Here is an 18713-nt window from a genome sequence, read left to right as displayed (position 1 = left end):
AATTAAATAACTATTTTAGAACTTAACACTTGCTCTTACGAAGAAGTAACGACCTAGTACATCATAAGTGTACGGATCGGTATTTGAATCGTTGTTACCAGTGTAGTACGGTGGCTCTTCATCTAGAATGTTGTTAACGCCGCCCGATAGACGAACTGTATTTGTTACATCATACGTTGCTGATAGATCATGATAAACAATTGAGTCAACTGAAGGAGCATAACAACCTGCGGTATCATCTTTACAAGCAAATGAATCCATTCCGTCGATATAACGCGCTTCGTATGTTGCAGACCAATCATCGCCTGACGCTTTTAAGTTAAAGTTCGTTTTGAACTCAGCGTAAGCACCTACACCACCGGTAATGTAACCTTTATAATCAACAGCGTTACCGTCTTGGTCAAATTCTTCATAAGTGTCTAAAATAGAAGTATCTAAACCTGCTTTCCAATCTAAACCAAAACCTTCGAAAGCGTAAGCAACATTGATATCGTAACCAGCAGTGTTAGTTTCACCAATGTTTTGTAAACCATTATCAAACTTAATACGGCCTGTAGCATCGATTGAGATATTAGACGCTTGACATAAAGCGGTACCTGTATTGATCGTGCTACCGTTTGCATCTAAACACTGATTAGCAATGTAGTTTGAATCAACTGAAGTAATTGTGTTTGAGATAGCAATATCATAGTAATCAAGAGTAAATGATAAACCGTCAACAAAACTTGGCGAGTAAACTAAACCAACAGTTGTGATATCAGCTTCTTCAGGGGTTAGATTTGGGTTACCACCAACGGTCACTTCTGCTTGAGTTTGATCAGTGGCAGGGTGAACAATTTGATCAAATGATGGAGACTTACCGCCAAACAACTCATCTACTGTTGGTGCACGGAATGCAGTAGATTGACCACCACGGATCATTAGGTCATCAAATACACGCCAAGTTAAACCCACTTTCCAAGTATTATCAGAACCAAATGTGCTGTAGTCGAAATAACGCATTGCTGCACTTAAATCTACTTGCTGTGCCAATGGTAAATCGCTTAGTAATGGAATCGCAATTTCTGCATAAACTTCATTCACATCAAAAGAACCAGCTGTAGCTTCAACACGTGGATCGTTCGCTAAACCTTGAGCAGTTAGTGAATCTGGCGTGTAATGTGCTGATTCTTTACGGTATTCGTAACCCGCTGCAAAGCCCATAGTACCCGCAGGTAAATCAACAATATCACCAGAAATTGTTGCTGAAGCAATATCTAACTCACTGCCACCGCTATTTACTTCAGTGTAAATAAATGGAGCAATGCTTTCGCCTTCCCAAGAAGACTGAAGGAATGGGTCAAAATCACCTTCTAAAACAGCGTCATTGATTGAACCGATGTTATGTAAGTTAGCTAGAGTGTCTACAGAATCGTTCTTACCTTTGTTGTAAGAAGCATCCCATGTCCAACCATTACTGAACTCACCTTCGAGACCAACTACAAGGCGAATGGTATCAACAACTTGTGAAAAATCACGAGAACCTGACTCAACCATACGACGACCATAGCTTAATTCTTCACCTGATTTTACCCAAGGAAGAAGGTCATCGGTCATGAAACCGCCATCTGCTTTAGGCTTATATTCCCAAGCAGAATTATTCCAAATTGGCTGTGGAGCCATTTGTTGTTCAGACCAACGCTTAGAGTACATCGCCTCAGAGAAGAACGTGATCGTATCAGATAGCTCGTAAGTACCAGAGAAAGACAGGTTCAAACGCTCCATAGGAGTATATAAGTAGCTGTCTTTAGCATAGTTATACTTATCATCATTTTCAAAATCATGGTATTCACCACCACGACCACTTAAATCAGCTTCAGATTTGCCATCAAAGTATTGAAATTTGGCTTTACCTTCGCCGTTATCGACATACTCACCATACTCACCAGAATCACCAATAGCATACTCGTCTTCAGGACCTGTAGGAGTAATACCAAAGTTCATGTCACCCCAGACATGCCCACCTTGTGCGTATGAACTACCACCACAATAAAGACTCTTATCTCCAGAAGCGCCTGTTTCAGCGATTGGACAATTAGAAAAATCACGATCTGCCTGGCTAGCTTCACCACGTTTAGTGTACTGAGCATTGATGACAACGTTACCTTTATCGAACGTGTTGCCTATTGTAAAATCAATGCTTGATTCATCTGCATCTCCATGACCTGACATACCTGTCTGCACGTTCATTTCAAAGCCATCAAAATCACGCTTCAAAATCACGTTAACAACACCAGCGATGGCATCCGTTCCATAAATGGCTGAAGCGCCATCTTTTAGCACTTCAACGCGTTGGATCATCGATACTGGAATGGTGTTCAAATCGACCGTTGATGCTGCACCCGTTCCTGACGCAATCATACGACGGCCATTGACCAACACCAAAGTACGATTTGAACCTAGGCCACGTAGGTTGATACTTGCATCACCACCTGAACCGTTGTTAACGGCCGCGTTCACCATCGCACCGCCCGTTGACGTCATTTGCTGCAGTATGTCATCAATAGAAGTTGCGCCAGATGCAAGAATTGCTGAGGCGTCAATAACCGTGACTGGGCTAGATGTTTCCAAATCGGCACGTTTAATACGTGAACCGGTAACTTGAATTCGTTCTACTTTCTCTTCTGCTGTATTTCCTTCTGCAGCATCTTCTGCTAAAGCAAATCCAGATAAGGCAACACTACTAGCAGCAATTGCAATAAAGCTTTTACGTATTGCACTTGCAGTTAAGGTCATTGAGTTCATATATTTCCCTTCAAATTTCAACACTAAGTGTGAAAATAGTTATATTTTTTATTTTATTATTAATAAGAAGTTATTTCTCAACCCTTATACTGTTAAATATAACCAATAGTGTCAACAGTTATTACATACACATAACCTAGATGATATAAATTGATACAAATCACAAAAAACAAAGGAAAAATTAATAACATAAAACCCATTTAAATCAACAATTTAAAAGAATAATAAATAACAGGGATTAACATGAGAACACTTGTTACAAAATAGTGTCACCAAAAGCCATGTGGCAACCAAAAATTAACAATAATATTGCAATCGTAAAACACACAAACAGAAAAATACTAGAAAGACAGTTAGATACAGCACATTTGTACGTATTTAAACGTAAAACAACAAATATTAAACCAAACAACAACCGCTACACCTTAAATACAAATGAAACACATTAAATAAACACTAAAAATACAAACTACACATCTTCGCAACATAAGGCTTTATAACGTATCAGTGAAGCCAGTAATATTTATACCCTCTGTTTTATATTAACAACCAATAAATCAAGTGTTACTAATGTTAAGTCTCAAGCTGCTTTTGCTCCACTTTGGTAATATATGAAATAGCACATATACTCTTACTTCAACAAAACTGACTGCTCAGTGAGTGATAAAGCCCCCTTATCCATTGATACCTTACTATTTCCTATTCTAATTTTGGATACATAAGCCCCTCAACCACATGCATAGGTAAAGGGGGGAAGGACAGGCCTTTTGATGCTATACGTGTTTGACAGGGGAACGATAGAGATACTGTTTAGCGAGTAGAAACCAAAGCAGAGTAATATATGAATCGCTAGAGGGTTAAGTGGTTGTATAGCTGATTGGTTGATTGGTTGATTGGTTGATTGGTTGATTGGTTGATTTTGCCGCCACGATCTCTAAGGATGAGGAGTCACCGTGAATAATGTGCTAGACCAGTCATTGAAAGGTAGTATTTCAGCTCACACTATTGAGCAACACATAAAAAAGGAGCCATAAGGCTCCTTTTCTTAAATCTTAGCTACGTCTCAAATTAACGAGTACGTGGGCAAAGCTCTTCAGTGCTGAAGAAGTATGCTACTTCACGCTCAGCAGATGCAACTGAATCAGAACCGTGTGCTGCGTTCTCATCAATGCTTTCAGCGAAATCTGCACGGATAGTACCTTCCGCAGCATCAGCTGGGTTAGTAGCACCTAAGATTTCACGGTGTGCAAGAACTGCATTTTCGCCTTCAAGTGTCTGAACCATGATAGGACCAGAAGTCATGAATGCAACTAGTGCACCGAAGAAAGGACGTTCGCTGTGCTCAGCGTAAAAGCCTTCAGCTTGTTCCTGGCTTAGGTGAACCATTTTAGAAGCGATGATTTTCAGGCCAGCAGTTTCAAAACGGTTGTAGATAGCGCCAATGTGGTTTTTTGCAACAGCATCAGGCTTAATGATAGAAAAAGTACGTTCGATAGCCATGAAAAGCTTCCTTCTTAAATAAACGGGTTTTTAATTTCGCGCGGATTATACGAAATTAATACCTAATTGCCTACCCTTATAGTGCTATCAAATAGAGATAAGTCGTATTTAGAAATGCATAAAAGCCAATCAGATCACAGTTCATGAGTGAATGCCTTAAAAATTAGCTTCTGATTTAATCATTCAAGTAACGAGCTAAGCCGCTATTAGTCGTATTTACTTGTGCTTTTTCACCCACATAATGCCTGCGGCAATCACGACTAACAATGCCAGTGCGGGTGCCATATTCATAAAGTGATGAAATAGCCCAACGCCGCCATGACCTTCATGTGCAAATGCTAAGGTTGGAGTGAGTAATGATAAGGTTAGTATTAGAAACTTGCTCATATTGACGTTCCTTTGATGAATGGCTGTAACATATCACTTTTACCACTTTGCGCAGTAAAGTCATAACAGTGATGTAAGCCTAAAATCAAACACGGAAGGTGAACTTGATGTTGATCAATCCTACGTTTATTTCACTTATTAGATGTCAACTTACATGATTTAGATCACAACAGCTTGAATAAGTAATGACAATTAGTCTCACTTTTCATCAATCCAGTGAGCTTGAATTGCTTCTAAAATACGTTCATTACAATGGTCCGGATCGTCTTCAAATGTTTCAAGCTTTATCACCCAATCACATAGATCGGTAAATCGAATAGATTCAGGGTTAACATCTGGATAATTCTCCAGTAGCTCTAATGCGATGTCTTGCGAATCAATCCATTTAAGTACCATATCAAACTCCAACGATTCAACATGATCTAAGTATAAACCAAACTCATTATAGCGAAGGTAATTGCGGCATTAATGCTAGGGGCTGTTGATCTTTCGAGCTTAATTTTTGTTCGACTCTTTCCCGTAAAGAATAATGATTTTAGTACAAGGCTTGAGCGATGATTTAGCAGTCTAAGCGAAAAGCTCGTAACGCATTCTAGTCATAAAAGAATAAAAGTATTGAAACGAACCCGAAGGGCCGCGCTTCTTGGCTATTTTTACTGTGTTGTAGGCTCTTTGTGGAGAATGACTAAACGACATAGCCTCCGCCTTGTCAAAATAGCCAATAAACGGCGGCAAAAACAACCGTGAAAGATCAAAAGCCCCTAAACTTTTTGCAAAAAAAACCAGTAGACAAGCTACTGGTTTTTATATCGTAGTGACAGCCTACTGACTTTCACTCACCATGTTAATAGTGTACTTTGGAATATCAACAACCAAATCAGATGCCGGGACTTTAGACTGGCACGAAAGACGGCTTTCAGGTTCTAAGCCCCATGCTTTATCAAGCATGTCATCTTCCAGTTCGTCACTTTGCTCAAGTTCATCAAAACCTTCACGGATAACAACATGACAGGTTGTACAAGCACAAGACTTCTCACAAGCGTGTTCTATGTAAATACCGTTACGCAAAGCAACGTCTAATACTGTTTCACCTTCATTGGCTTCTACAACTGCACCATCTGGGCATAATTCTTCATGCGGTAAAAATACTATTTGTGGCATATTGGGACCTATATATTGTCAACTGACTGGCCTTTAAGTGCCAGTTTGATTGAATTATCCATACGCTTAGCAGCAAAATCCTGCGTTACGGTATCTAATGCTTCGATTGCTTTTTCGATAGCATCTGTGTCTTGTTCACTCGCTAGCTGCGCTAACGAAGCCATAAAGTGCTGAATTGAAACTAGTTCGTCAGCGGTGAGCAATTGACTATCTTTGCTTAGCGCGGCATTAAGTGATTCTAATACTCTCGCGGCTTCGACCTGTTTTTCAGCTAACATACGGCGGGTAATATCTTCTTCCGCATTTGCCATTGAATCTCGTAGCATCGCGCCGATTTCAGTATCCGATAAACCAAATGACGGCTTAACCTGAATGCTCGTTTTAACGCCTGTTGACTTCTCCATTGCCGTAACACTAAGCAATCCATCCGCATCAACTTGGAATGTCACACGAATATGAGCAGCCCCTGCGGCTAATGGCGGGATCCCGTTAAGCGTAAATTTAGCCAATGAGCGACAATCAGCAACGAGTTCTCGTTCACCTTGCACAACATGAAATGCCATGGCAGTTTGACCATCTTTAAACGTTGTAAATTCTTGAGCACGAGCCACTGGAATAGTGGTATTACGAGACACCACCTTTTCAACCAATCCGCCCATGGTTTCAACACCTAATGATAGCGGAATAACATCTAATAGCAGCAAATCTGATTCAGGCTTATTACCCACTAAAATATCAGCTTGGATCCCGGCGCCAATCGCAACAACACGGTCAGGGTCAATTGATGTCAAAGGACTTTTCCCGAAGAAATTAGCCACTTCTTCTCGAACCAACGGCACTCGAGTTGAACCACCTACCATGACCGCTTCCAACACGTCTTCCTTGCTCACATCAGCATCGCGTAACGCACGACGACAACTTGAAACGGTTTTCTTAACCAATTTGCTGATCATGCTGTCAAACGTCGCACGAGAAACCGTTAACGACAGCTCACATCCACTGTCATCGACAACGCTTGCAATCGTGGTATCGCTATTCGTTAATGCTTCTTTAACGCGACGAGCTTCTATTAGTAGCTTGCGGCTTAAACTGGCACTTATCTTTTGCAATGACCATTGCTGCTGAAAAAAATCTTGTAGCATGTGGTCGAAATCATCACCACCGAGTGCAGAATCTCCCCCCGTTGCTAATACCTCAAAAACCCCTTTATTCAGCCGAAGAATAGAGATATCAAATGTGCCGCCACCGAGATCATAAACAGCAATGATTCCCTCTTTACCTGAGTCCAATCCATAAGCGATTGCCGCTGCTGTCGGTTCATTTAATAAGCGCAGCACTTTAACACCAATTAATGAAGCTGCATCTTTAGTCCCTTGACGCTGTGCATCATCAAAATAGGCCGGCACAGTAATAACCACGCCTTCTAAGGTACCACCGAGTGTCGCTTCAGCACGCTGTATCAGCGGTTTTAAGATCTCTGCAGAAACTTGTACAGGGTTAACTTTGCCCTGAGGTGTTACAAAGATAGGCAGCCCATGCTCACTCGCTTCAAAAGCATAAGGGAACGTTTGGCTACCAGATTGAATATCTTCTAGGCTACGGCCCATGAAACGCTTAACCGACACAATGGTGTTTTGTGGGTCTTGAGCTGAAAACGCTTCAGCTTCACGTCCAACAAAGACTGCATCTTGGGTATATCGAACAACTGACGGCAATGAATGAAGATTGCTCTCATCTGCTAGGGTGCCAGCCACGCCGCTTCGAACGGCGGCGACAAGAGAGTTGGTTGTGCCTAAATCAATGCCCACTGCGAGACGGTGTTGGTGGGGAGCTGCGGTCAGTCCAGGCTCTGCTATCTGCAAAAGTGCCATATATATCCAACTTAAAAAAATGTTGGCTCAAGGTTATTGAGCCAACAGAATTATAAAATAAAAACCAGTGGGCTAATCTAAGAGCGCATCTTCCACTCTTGCCAACTCGTCTTGTAATTTTGCCATAAACTTAAGTTTACGAATTTGGTCCGCTGCCTGCAAATGATCAGATTCCAAATCACTCAGCAGTAGCACTTTTAGCGCTGCTGTGATCGGCTTTGCAAACGCATCAAAAGAAGCATAAAGCCCTTCTATTTCCGCTTCAGGATCATCACTATCGCCAATCTCTTCAAGAGATTCTCGCCATTCGATCTGCTGCATTAAAAATTGAGTATCTTTAAGCGTAGTAGACTCGTGACTTAACTCTAGCCCTTTAAGGGCCAATAAGTGCTCAGCGCGTTGGATTGGGTTTTTCAATGTTTGAAAGGCATCATTGATTTGTGCAGTACGTTGTACTGACAAGCGTTTATCTTGTTCACTTGCGTTAGCAAATTTGTCGGGATGAACCGCCCTTTGCAGATCGCGATAGCGCTCTGCAAGGATGGCGGTGTCGACATCATAGGAAGGAGATAAACTAAACAGCTCAAAATAATTCATAGTTTAACTTTCAAAGCTTATACGGTAAAACTTTCACCGCAACCACATTCACCTTTCGCATTAGGGTTGTTAAATTGGAAACCTTCGTTAAGGCCTTCTTTAATGAAGTCCAACTCAATCCCTTGAAGATAGATAAAACTCTTAGCATCAATGATGATCTTTACACCATCGATATCATATAGTTCATCGTCATCATTCAAATCATCAACAAACTCCAGTATGTAAGCCATACCAGAACAGCCTGATGTTTTTAGCCCTAAACGTAAGCCTAGACCTTTGCCGCGGCTAACCAGAAAGCTCTTAACTCGGTCTGCCGCTGCGGGAGTGATACTAATTGCCATCTTAACTCCAGGTATTACTTCAATTGCTTTGTTTTATACTCATCCAGAGCAGCTTTAATGGCATCTTCAGCCAAAATCGAACAATGGATTTTAACAGGTGGTAACGCAAGCTCTTCAGCAATGTCGGTGTTTTTAATTGCACCGGCTTCTTCAACTGTTTTGCCTTTTACCCATTCAGTGACTAATGAACTAGACGCAATCGCGCTGCCGCAACCGTATGTCTTAAACTTAGCATCTTCGATAATACCATTATCATTAATGCGCAGTTGTAGCTTCATTACATCGCCACAGGCAGGTGCGCCGACCATTCCAGTGACAACTGAGGTGTCGTTTTTATCAAACGAACCAACGTTGCGTGGATTCTCATAATGATCGATTACTTTTTCGCTATAAGCCATGATACTACTCCAGTTTATCTATTCGTTAATGTCGTTAAGGTTAGTGGTGTGCCCACTGAACTGAGTCCAGGTCAATACCGTCTTGGAACATTTCCCAAAGCGGAGACATTTCCCTTAAGTTACCAATAGATTCTTTAATTGTTTCTATTGCATGATCAATCTCTTCATCAGTCGTAAAGCGACCCAATGAGAATCGAATCGAGCTATGAGCCATTTCGTCATTTAAACCAAGAGCACGAAGCACGTAGCTAGGCTCTAAGCTAGCAGAAGTACACGCAGAGCCTGAAGAAACAGCAAGATCTTTAAGCGCCATCATCAAAGACTCACCTTCGACGAAGTTAAAGCTGACATTTAAACTACCGCAATATCTTTGGTTCATATCGCCATTGATATAAGTCTCTTCAATGTGATTTATACCATTCCACAACTTATCGCGTAGACGACGAATGCGCTCGTTATCTGATTCCATGTCAGTTTTTGCGATAGCAGCCGCTTCACCGAAACCAACAATCTGGTGCGTAGCTAATGTGCCACTGCGCATACCACGTTCATGACCACCACCGTGCATAGCCGCTTCTAAACGAATGCGAGGCTTACGGCTTACATATAATGCGCCGATACCTTTAGGGCCATACATCTTGTGAGCAGAAATAGACATCAGATCAACTTTTGTCTTTCGCACATCTACTGGAATTTTGCCAACACTTTGTGCTGCATCAACATGGAATACAATTTTACGTGAACGACAAAGTTCACCAATTGCATCGATGTCTTGGATCACACCAATCTCATTATTGACCTGCATAATGCTGACAAGTAACGTGTCTTCACGCATTGCCGCTTCGATCATAGCAATTGGAATAAGGCCGCTAGGCTCTGGCTGAAGATAAGTAACCTCATAACCTTCACGCTCAAGTTGACGGCACGTATCTAACACGGCTTTATGTTCTGTTTTACTGGTGATGATGTGCTTACCCTTCTTATGGTAGAAGTGAGCAACACCTTTAATCGCTAGGTTGTCAGACTCTGTTGCACCAGACGTAAATACGATTTCACGCGGGTCGGCATTGATCAGGTCTGCAATCTGGTTACGAGCAATATCAACAGCTTCTTCAGCTTGCCAACCGTAACGGTGAGAACGAGACGCTGGATTACCAAAAATGCCGTCCATAGTCATGCACTGCATCATTTTCTCTGCCACGCGAGGATCAACCGGCGTCGTCGCAGCATAATCTAAGTAGATAGGTAGCTTCATCACACACTCCGTACTTTGTGGTAGCCATAGTGCTACCACTTACAACGTACAAATAATTATTTTATGTTAATAACAGAGACCGCTAAACGCTGATTCTCTGTTCCTGCTGCAATTTGTCTTGTTTAACTGAGATAAATTGCACATCTCTTTTTCGCATCAATCCGGCCAATGAAATGCCGTTTAAAAAATCTGAAATCTGTGAGCTCAAATCGCCCCATAAAGAATGAGTCAAGCATCGGGTTCCGCTTTGGCAATTACCCTTTCCTTGGCAACGAGTAGCATCAACAGATTCATCAACAGCTCGTACAACCATGCCTACAGAAATTTCGCCTGCGTCTGTACCTAAGCGATATCCGCCACCTGGGCCTCTGACGCTAGATACAAGCCCATTTTTTCTAAGTTTTGCGAAAAGTTGTTCTAGGTAAGATAGAGAGATCCCTTGGCGCTCTGAAATGTCGGCTAATGGTACTGGACCATCGGTAGAATGCATTGCAACATCTAGCATTGCAGTGACAGCATACCGACCTTTTGATGTAAGTTTCATTGCTAGTACGTCTCCCAAAAAAGCATAGGGTAATTTCATCATACCTGAGTAATTTAGTCAAGTATAAAAACCTAGTGAATTGGTCAAGTATTATAAAGAGCATGGCAGGGATTAAATACCCCGTCATTTTGCTGGGGTATTTAACCTTTTTATTAGGCAAGATTCAATGGTATTTAGTAAAAATGGCGCACATAAGTCTAGATAATGGGATCAAACTCATCTAATGACTTCTGGCGTTTTTGTGCTGCTGCTGATTCAGCTTCACTAAACTCATCAACTTCAAGTTCAGGTAGCTTCTCCGTGCAAACACTACCGCCCAAACTTTGTACAGCTTGGCAAACTTCTTGTACTTTTGAATCCATCAAAGTCATATGGTCCAGCATTTGGCCAATTGCGTTGGCGACTGGATCAGGGTTATCAGGTGCAACAGCGTAAGCATCAAAACCATACTTCTTCGCCATTTCAGTGCGCCGATTGGTTTGCTCTGTAGATTGCTCTGACGGGCTAGCAACTGCACGCCCAGGGATGCCAACCACGGTGGTGTCTATCGGTACATCTTTAACAACAACCGAATTAGAACCCACACGTGCGCCATCATTCATCGTAATCGGTCCAAGGATTTTTGCCCCTGCGCCAATAACGACATTATTGCCAAGCGTTGGGTGCCGCTTGCCAGACTGCCATGTTGTACCACCGAGTGTCACGCCGTGATACAAGGTACAATCATTACCAATTTCGGCCGTTTCACCAATGACAACACCCATACCATGGTCGATAAAGAACCGGTCGCCAATGGTGGCACCGGGGTGGATCTCAACACCGGTTAACCAACGTGAGAATGTAGATAGACATCGCGCTAACAAACGCCATTTTCGCACCCAAAGCTTATGACTGATCCTGTGGATCCATATTGCTTGCATGCCTGGATAATTGAACAGTATTTCAATTGTTCCGTTCGCGGCGGGGTCTCTATGGTAGATAGACGCTATATCATCTTTAAGTCTCGCGATAACACCCATGCTAACTACTTCCTTTTACTTATCGTTGGTTTCATTCTTAGCGACAACTTTGTCTACCGACGTTAAAATCCCCCGCAAGATATTCATCTCTTGACGTTCGATTCTAGCGCGACTGAATAGCCTACGTAGCTTTGTCATTACCTGACCTGGATGTTGTTTCACGATAAAATGGGTCGATAAAAGCGTGTTCTCCATATGTTCATAAAAGTTTTCACGCTCTTTTGAAAATGGATATTCGTTTTCAGGCTCAACAAATCCGTCAGGCTTATTACTTTCAAACTCTTTTTGAACCTGCGCTAAATGCGCTACACGAGCTTCATAACAGATGATTTGAACAGCCTGCGCTAAGTTAAGCGAGGTGTATTCAGGGTTGGCGGGTATCGCAACGTGATAATCGCAGCCCTGCAACTCTTCATTAGAAAGGCCGTTGTTTTCACGTCCAAATACGATAGCGACTGGACCGGTGAGTGCTGATGCAACAAGTTTTTCACCCGCCTCTCTTGGCTCTAGCATTGGCCAATCAAGTGTGCGGCTTCGGGCACTGGTAGCGATAACTAGGCTACAATCTGCAATAGCCTCTTCAACAGAGCCTACTGTAATAGCATGTTTTAAAATATCTGAAGCACCTGCGGCTAACGCCACTGAATGGCCATCAGGTGTAACCCTAGGTTCTGCTAGATATAAAGTGGATAACCCCATGGTTTTCATAGCACGGGCTGTTGAACCTATATTCCCTGGGTGGGATGTACCGACAAGAACGACGCGAATATTGCTGAGCATGAAATTACTTAATTTAAATGAGAGGACACTTGAAAATATTTTAACACAAGCCTGCTATTTTTACTTATACAAAAATCAGCATTTGATATCATCGAAAAAACACGTATAATTCGGCTCCGATAATTTATATCTGTTCTTTTACATCCAGGGGATTTGCAATGCTTCCAATGCATACCATTGCCGTGCGCGCCGCTCGCGCTGCCGGCCAAATAATTACACGTGCTTATGGCGAACTAGACCGTATTGAGGTTACTTCAAAAGGGGCTAATGACTACGTCACTAACGTGGATAAAGAAGCTGAAGCTGCAATTACCTACCAGATCCGTAAGGCTTACCCTGATCACACTATCATTGGTGAAGAAACAGGTGAGAACAAAGGCGCTAATAAAGATTACGTTTGGATCATAGACCCACTGGATGGCACTAATAACTTTGTCAGAGGTATCCCTCACTTTGCTGTATCTGTCGCGATGCAGTTTAAAGGTAAAACAGAAGTTGCTGTTGTGTATGACCCTATTCGTGATGAGCTTTTCTCTGCTGTACGCGGAAAATTTGCCAAGTTAAACGACTTCCGAATTCGCGTTAAGCCAAGAAACGATCTGAGTGACAATATCATTGCTACTGGATTCCCTTTCAAGGCAAAACAGCACACTGAAACGTACATGAAGCTTTTCGCTTTAACATTTACACAATGTGCTGATTTACGTCGTGCAGGTTCTGCCGCGTTAGATCTAGCTTACCTTGCAGCTGGCCGTGTTGATGGTTTCTTTGAAATCGGTCTTAAGCCTTGGGACATTGCAGCAGGTGATTTGATTGTTCGTGAAGCTGGCGGCACAGTCACTGACTTTACTGGCAACCATAACTACCTCACATCAGGAAATATCGTTGCAGGTAACCCAAAAACAACAACTGCTCTTGTTAAGTCATTCCGCCCATTATTGAGCGAAGCGCTTAAGCGTTAATGATCAGCAGAGTATAAATTATTTGGATATTTTAAAAACCGCCTCATTAGGCGGTTTTTTTATACCTCAGTATCTCGCTTAAAATGTTTATCCATTGATGCCAGTGCTGATATCAATTGCATTAAGTATGTAGTCAATTCAGAAGCGCTCAAGCTTCTCAATTCAAGGCGCATTGACGACAGAATGGTCTATTTTGTTCCATACAACATATGACATTTACTCCCTACATGAAGGTCAGATGCAGAAGATAGAATAATGCAGGAGCAATTATCGAGAGTAACGCATAGAGCTGTTACCGAAGATGCCAGAGCCTAGAATAACGATTAGCTTCACCCCCCACCTCGCCTACAGGGCTTTGAATTCCCGCTGAATGGTCAGACTTTTAATGCAACTGGTATTACATACGTTGCCTAAAAACATACACGACACAGTCATGTCTTTACCTTTCATTCATAAACGTTTCATTTCAAAATGCTGATTTTTCTATATAAAACTCGCAACTGTGAAAAGCATCACATCGTCGATGTCGCATTTATACGATTTACTGGTACTCTTTATGAAACGACTGCATTAGGGGACAACATGGATAAAATGTATCGAAAATACGGTATTACAAGTATCAAAGCCGTTGAACATTTAGTATTAATGATTATTGCCATCGCCACTATTGTGGCGATTGGACAAGAGATAGTGCATATATTTAACGCGGGTGAAGTCGCTTTAGCTGACTTATTGCTGCTGTTTATTTACCTAGAAGTATTAGCAATGGTTTCGCATTATGCCGAGTCGGGAAAATTGCCGATTAGAATGCCGCTTTACATTGCTATTGTTGCGTTAGCGCGTTATCTAATTTTAGATATGAAAGCTATGGACGACTGGCGTATTGCTTCGATCTCATTCTCAACGTTAATTTTAGCAGCCACTGTTATTGTTATCCGCTGGGGGCAATTGAAATTACCGTATCCCCGCCCTAAGGAAGATGATTAGTCACAACTTAAGTGCGATGAATACAAAAATGCTCAAAGTTAACACTTTGAGCATTTTTTATTTAGATCGTGCTAATTGAGCCCTACGTCTAATGCTTCATTATTTTAATGATTGCAAATACGATCGGCTGCTGTCGCAATGCCAGCCTCAGAGTGAATAAACTTACCTTTCTTCTCTAAAAAGTCAATCAGGGCTTCGGCATTCATCTCTTCAGCAGAACAAGTATGGTAACGAGCATCGGCACCAAATGTCCCCTGCATTAACGCTTTTAAAGCTTCTCGTGATAAAGGCTGTTCATGCTCAAGCATGAGCTCCATAACCTTGTGACCGTGTATTGAATCTGACATATACCCTCAAAATTTAAGCTGTATTTAATAGACACTTTATACTGCAATTCCAACCGTTAAACTTTGATCTAAGCAGCAACGTTTAACTTTGAGACACTTAATCTTGAGATAAAGCAAAACAACATTGTCCATGGTCGATGTCGGATACACCGTTTATCATTAACTTTTTTATGTTATAAAACAAAGAAGCCAGTCATATGACTGGCTTCTTAAAATGACTATAGCGTCGCTATACTGATGGGTTATTCACCCTTTAGTATTTCAGGCTCGACCAAAACACTGTCATTTGCATCTGAAATCCAAATCTGACCTTCACAAATGTTAATTTGCAGAGCCATATTCTTACCCACCATTTGTCCCATCGCTTTAACAGCGTCTTCTGGGATATTGGTCACCGTTAGGTTATTGTAGCGTGCTAGCGCGGCTTCGTTCTGTTTCCACCAAATGGGTACACTACGACCAGCATAGGTAATTAGCTGCACAGCTTTAGCACGGCCACAGGCTTTACGGATCCATTTCTCATCACTTTGACCAAACTCGATCCAGAGATCAATTTCACCTGATAAGGTTTTATCCCAAAGCTCTGGTTCATCGTCAACGTTCATACCCTTGCTGAAAGCTAAAGATTCGCTGGCATTCATTGCGAAAGCGAGCAACCTTACCATCATACGGTCGTCGGTTTCAGAGGGATGCTGAGCCAGCATTAATTGATGATCGCTGTAGTAAGCACGATCCATATCGGCGATTTGGAGAGAGACTTTGAATACTGTTGCTTTTAAGGCCATGAGTTTTTTCGACTGGGTATTTGCGCTAAGTGTACCTTAAATCCCCCCTAAAAAGGGCTAAACATTAAGGTACTATAATCCTTGATAACAAAATACAGTACCCACTTACTCTAAACTCGAGTTAACTTAGATTGCCCCTACTTTTACGCGCTTGGCTTGCGGAAACAGTGCGACTAATCGATCAATCTCGGCAACATCTGCATACACTAAGCAGTGCTCACCCGCACTGAGTGCTTGCTGCAAGCTGTAATCACTCCAGTTGCTGTCACGTGCAGCATCTCGCCTCAGTAACTCATTGAGTGTATGAGGCATTGATTGTTCGCTAAAGACAATATCTAATTTTTGCAGGTAAGGCATCGCGGCGATAGGCAGAAGCTCGGCCTCGATTTTTTCATCGAGTAGTAACAGCTCCCCTTGTCCATCTTGCAGAGTAAAACAGGCTTGATAATGAGCCGTTGTTTGTTTATCAAATCGAGATTGATTGAGCTTAAAAAAACGCTCCCAAAACAATCTTCTTTGTTTAAATATCGGTAACTTTGCTTGCACGTCTTGTCGACGTTCTGCAATAAAATCAAAAAGTGGCGTAATCGATTGCGGTAACCAGGATTCTAGTCTGGCTCTAAGCTCCCGTGCATAAACAGGCGCGGCGCCGGCTGTGCTTATCGCTATTTGTAATCGACCTCTGTCTACAATAGAAGGCGTTATAAAACTGCAAAAGCTTGGGTTATCAACCACATTAACCCATATATTACCCTGCTTAGCGATAGTCGCTAACCTCTCATTGAGTGCTTTATCTGCCGTTGCCAAATAAACTAAATCCCACGATCTGATATCGTGTTCATTTACGGCACGCAGCTCTAGCGTAATACGCCCTTTTTGTTGATAAGCAATGACTTCAACGCTCGCCTCTTTCGCAATGACATGCACCTCGGCTTCAGTACGACAGAGCAAGTCGAGTTTGCGACTGGCAACATCGCCACCACCTACGATTAATACTCTCAAGGATTGGGTATCAACAAACAACGGGAAATATTGCATTAAGCGAATCGACCTCTACAGCTAACGAATAGAACTAACCTTCAGTAAGCGGCAATTGTCTCTCAAGCCATGCTTTATAACCACCTGATAGTGAGACAACTTTGGAATAACCCATAACTTGTAAATTAAAGGCGGCCATTGCCGAGCGGTAACCACCACCACAATATAGCGTTAGAGGAGTACTCTTATCAGGAAAGCGTGTCTCGATATCTCTTTCAATAATGCCTTTGCACAAGTGGTGCGCAGCGGGAAGATGATTAATATTCCACTCATGATCTTCTCTCACATCAAGTAAGGTCCAGTCTTTATCCGTCAGGTATTGTTCAATAGTGATTTCAGTAATATGTGGGAGAATACTTTCAACAAGGGCCAGAAATGCAGGATTATGTTTCATTAATTGTACTGCTCACTTCTTTCAGCGCTGCAATTCCAACACAGCTCAAAACTTGACTCATTAACTTCATGGCAATTAACACATTTCCACTGTGGACGATCCGCATTCAACGATTCCATCTGTTTTTTGGCACTCTGATAATGGCTCTGTGACACCCAAAGCTCAACATTCTGTATCCCTGTAGGCAATTCACCCACGCCACCTAATAGCGCTTCACCTTTAAGCTCCACCGGAATACCAATAGATTCAAGCATACCTTTCCAAGTATGCGCTTCTAACAAGTTTCCAGCTGCAAGTAATCGCATTTTATCATCCATGTTATTTCCTACTGCTATTGCGCTATTGGCAATATTTGATAAGCCAATACATCAACTAATAAACGGGTATAAAACATTATTCACCCGCCGTTCCTATTTTTCACGCGCTAAAATAGGCTTACATGCTACTGCTAAAACATCAGTACTGTCGAGCGCTGTTTTATCGCTCAATACAAAATACCACACTGATAAAACAATCTTAGTCAAATCCCCTACTATTAGACAATATCCTAGTAAATTAAACAAAAAAGCCACCTAAAAGGTGGCTTTTAAAAATCAACCTAATGACTAGGACATTAGTTTATCTTGATCTGCACCCTCTTTTTCAATCTCAACTGGCATCATGTGTTCACGATTGATCCCAAGTTTAATCGCTAAGAAACTCGCGACGTAGATTGAAGAAAAAGTACCGACAAAAATACCCATTAGCAAAGCCGTAGCGAAGCCGTGGATCATGGTGCCGCCTTTTAAGAACAAGGCAATAACCACGACTAATGTCGTCGCTGTTGTAATAATCGTACGACTCATTGTCTGAGTAATCGACGTATTCACCACTTCTTCAGGGCTGCTTTTACGCATCTTGAGGAAGTTTTCACGTATACGGTCAAATACAACAATCGTATCGTTGAGCGAGTAACCAACAACGGTTAGCACACCTGCCAAAACAGTGAGGTCGAATTCAAGTTGAAATAAGGAGAATACGCCAAGGGTAATGATAACGTCATGGGCTAATGCCGTTACAGAACCTAAGGCTAAACGCCATTCAAAGCGGAAAGATACGTATATTAGAATACATATCAATGCGACTAAAACCGCTAACCCACCTTGTTCAGCTAACTCTTTACCGACTTGTGGTCCAACAAACTCAACTCGTTTTTGGATTACAGCAGGGTCAAGCAGAGTAACAGCGTCCATGACCTGAGCAACCTGCACATCACTCTTTATGCCTTCTTTAACTGGAAGACGAATAAGAATGTCGCGGCTCGAACCAAAGTTTTGTACTACTGCACCATCGGTTTCATCTGTTGTGAGTCCATTACGAATCACTGTCAAATTTGCTGAATTCGAAAATTCGAGTTCAACAACGGTACCACCCGTAAAATCTAAGCCCCAATTAATACCCTTTGTCGCTAAAGACCCTAACGAGCCCAGCACTAATATCACTGAAAGGATACTAATAGGTATAGCATGACGCAGAAAGTTGACAGAGCCTTTGATATTTAAAATCTGAAACATTTCAACTTCC

21 protein-coding genes are annotated in these 18713 nt (G+C 42.0%); 2 read left to right on the top strand and 19 right to left on the bottom strand.

Going from position 1 to position 18713, the window contains the following annotated elements; translation table 11 throughout:
- Positions 1-15: 15 nt before the first annotated feature.
- From L2729_RS14010 to trmJ, 13 genes are all read right to left on the bottom strand, one after another.
- Positions 16-2784 (bottom strand): TonB-dependent receptor plug domain-containing protein, encoded by a 2769-nt coding sequence (locus tag L2729_RS14010; RefSeq protein ID WP_248988818.1) that lies wholly within the window; start codon positions 2782-2784, stop codon positions 16-18.
- A gap of 1068 nt (positions 2785-3852) precedes the next feature.
- Positions 3853-4284, bottom strand: a complete 432-nt coding sequence (gene ndk, locus L2729_RS14005) for a nucleoside-diphosphate kinase (RefSeq protein WP_101089040.1) — start codon at positions 4282-4284, stop codon at positions 3853-3855.
- A gap of 216 nt (positions 4285-4500) precedes the next feature.
- Positions 4501-4671, bottom strand: coding sequence for a hypothetical protein (locus L2729_RS14000; RefSeq protein WP_248988817.1), 171 nt, complete (start codon positions 4669-4671; stop codon positions 4501-4503).
- Between the two features lie 198 nt (positions 4672-4869).
- Positions 4870-5067 carry a Fe-S cluster assembly protein IscX gene (iscX, locus tag L2729_RS13995; RefSeq protein WP_248988816.1) on the bottom strand — a complete coding sequence of 66 codons (198 nt, stop codon included), beginning with the start codon at positions 5065-5067 and terminating at the stop codon, positions 4870-4872.
- A 426-nt stretch (positions 5068-5493) separates the two neighbouring features.
- A complete protein-coding gene (gene fdx / locus L2729_RS13990) occupies positions 5494-5832 on the bottom strand; it encodes an ISC system 2Fe-2S type ferredoxin (RefSeq protein WP_248988815.1) in 339 nt (112 codons plus the stop codon).
- Between the two features lie 8 nt (positions 5833-5840).
- A complete protein-coding gene (hscA, locus tag L2729_RS13985) occupies positions 5841-7703 on the bottom strand; it encodes a Fe-S protein assembly chaperone HscA (RefSeq protein WP_248988814.1) in 1863 nt (620 codons plus the stop codon).
- Positions 7704-7775: 72 nt separating this feature from the next.
- Positions 7776-8300 (bottom strand): co-chaperone HscB, encoded by a 525-nt coding sequence (gene hscB / locus L2729_RS13980; RefSeq protein ID WP_101089044.1) that lies wholly within the window; start codon positions 8298-8300, stop codon positions 7776-7778.
- Between the two features lie 17 nt (positions 8301-8317).
- Positions 8318-8641 (bottom strand): iron-sulfur cluster assembly protein IscA, encoded by a 324-nt coding sequence (iscA, locus tag L2729_RS13975; protein WP_101089045.1) that lies wholly within the window; start codon positions 8639-8641, stop codon positions 8318-8320.
- A gap of 14 nt (positions 8642-8655) precedes the next feature.
- On the bottom strand, positions 8656-9039 hold the full coding sequence (gene iscU / locus L2729_RS13970) for a Fe-S cluster assembly scaffold IscU (RefSeq protein ID WP_248988813.1): 384 nt from the start codon (positions 9037-9039) through the stop codon (positions 8656-8658).
- A gap of 40 nt (positions 9040-9079) precedes the next feature.
- Positions 9080-10294 (bottom strand): IscS subfamily cysteine desulfurase, encoded by a 1215-nt coding sequence (locus tag L2729_RS13965; RefSeq protein WP_248988812.1) that lies wholly within the window; start codon positions 10292-10294, stop codon positions 9080-9082.
- Positions 10295-10376: 82 nt separating this feature from the next.
- Positions 10377-10838, bottom strand: a complete 462-nt coding sequence (gene iscR / locus L2729_RS13960) for a Fe-S cluster assembly transcriptional regulator IscR (RefSeq protein WP_248988811.1) — start codon at positions 10836-10838, stop codon at positions 10377-10379.
- A gap of 197 nt (positions 10839-11035) precedes the next feature.
- Positions 11036-11857 carry a serine O-acetyltransferase gene (gene cysE, locus L2729_RS13955; protein ID WP_248988810.1) on the bottom strand — a complete coding sequence of 274 codons (822 nt, stop codon included), beginning with the start codon at positions 11855-11857 and terminating at the stop codon, positions 11036-11038.
- A gap of 15 nt (positions 11858-11872) precedes the next feature.
- On the bottom strand, positions 11873-12637 hold the full coding sequence (gene trmJ, locus L2729_RS13950) for a tRNA (cytosine(32)/uridine(32)-2'-O)-methyltransferase TrmJ (protein ID WP_102039700.1): 765 nt from the start codon (positions 12635-12637) through the stop codon (positions 11873-11875).
- 158 nt (positions 12638-12795) lie between these two features.
- Here trmJ and suhB point away from each other — a divergent pair, with 158 nt between their 5' ends.
- Both suhB and L2729_RS13940 read left to right on the top strand, forming a co-directional pair.
- On the top strand, positions 12796-13599 hold the full coding sequence (suhB, locus tag L2729_RS13945; RefSeq protein WP_101089051.1) for an inositol-1-monophosphatase: 804 nt from the start codon (positions 12796-12798) through the stop codon (positions 13597-13599).
- Positions 13600-14181: 582 nt separating this feature from the next.
- Positions 14182-14586 carry a phosphate-starvation-inducible protein PsiE gene (locus tag L2729_RS13940; protein WP_101089052.1) on the top strand — a complete coding sequence of 135 codons (405 nt, stop codon included), beginning with the start codon at positions 14182-14184 and terminating at the stop codon, positions 14584-14586.
- A gap of 104 nt (positions 14587-14690) precedes the next feature.
- On the opposite strand, the gene L2729_RS13935 is transcribed toward L2729_RS13940, so the two are convergent.
- The 6 genes from L2729_RS13935 to secF form a co-directional block, all read right to left on the bottom strand.
- Positions 14691-14933, bottom strand: a complete 243-nt coding sequence (locus L2729_RS13935; protein ID WP_248988809.1) for a YecH family metal-binding protein — start codon at positions 14931-14933, stop codon at positions 14691-14693.
- Between the two features lie 242 nt (positions 14934-15175).
- Positions 15176-15718, bottom strand: coding sequence for a YaeQ family protein (locus L2729_RS13930; protein WP_248988808.1), 543 nt, complete (start codon positions 15716-15718; stop codon positions 15176-15178).
- A gap of 126 nt (positions 15719-15844) precedes the next feature.
- Positions 15845-16756 carry a precorrin-2 dehydrogenase/sirohydrochlorin ferrochelatase family protein gene (locus L2729_RS13925; RefSeq protein ID WP_248988807.1) on the bottom strand — a complete coding sequence of 304 codons (912 nt, stop codon included), beginning with the start codon at positions 16754-16756 and terminating at the stop codon, positions 15845-15847.
- 34 nt (positions 16757-16790) lie between these two features.
- Positions 16791-17150, bottom strand: coding sequence for a rhodanese-like domain-containing protein (locus tag L2729_RS13920; protein WP_248988806.1), 360 nt, complete (start codon positions 17148-17150; stop codon positions 16791-16793).
- A complete protein-coding gene (locus L2729_RS13915) occupies positions 17150-17467 on the bottom strand; it encodes a putative signal transducing protein (protein ID WP_101089057.1) in 318 nt (105 codons plus the stop codon). The genes L2729_RS13920 and L2729_RS13915 overlap by 1 nt, the downstream gene beginning before the upstream one ends.
- 288 nt (positions 17468-17755) lie before the next feature.
- The gene (gene secF, locus L2729_RS13910) at positions 17756-18703 is read right to left on the bottom strand and encodes a protein translocase subunit SecF (protein WP_248988805.1); all 948 of its coding nucleotides are present in this window, start codon (positions 18701-18703) and stop codon (positions 17756-17758) included.
- Positions 18704-18713 lie beyond the last annotated feature (10 nt).

Origin of the sequence: Shewanella gelidimarina (assembly GCF_023283945.1) — a bacterium.
Classification (GTDB): Bacteria; Pseudomonadota; Gammaproteobacteria; order Enterobacterales; family Shewanellaceae; genus Shewanella; species Shewanella gelidimarina.
This window is presented reverse-complemented; position numbering and strand designations above follow the sequence as displayed.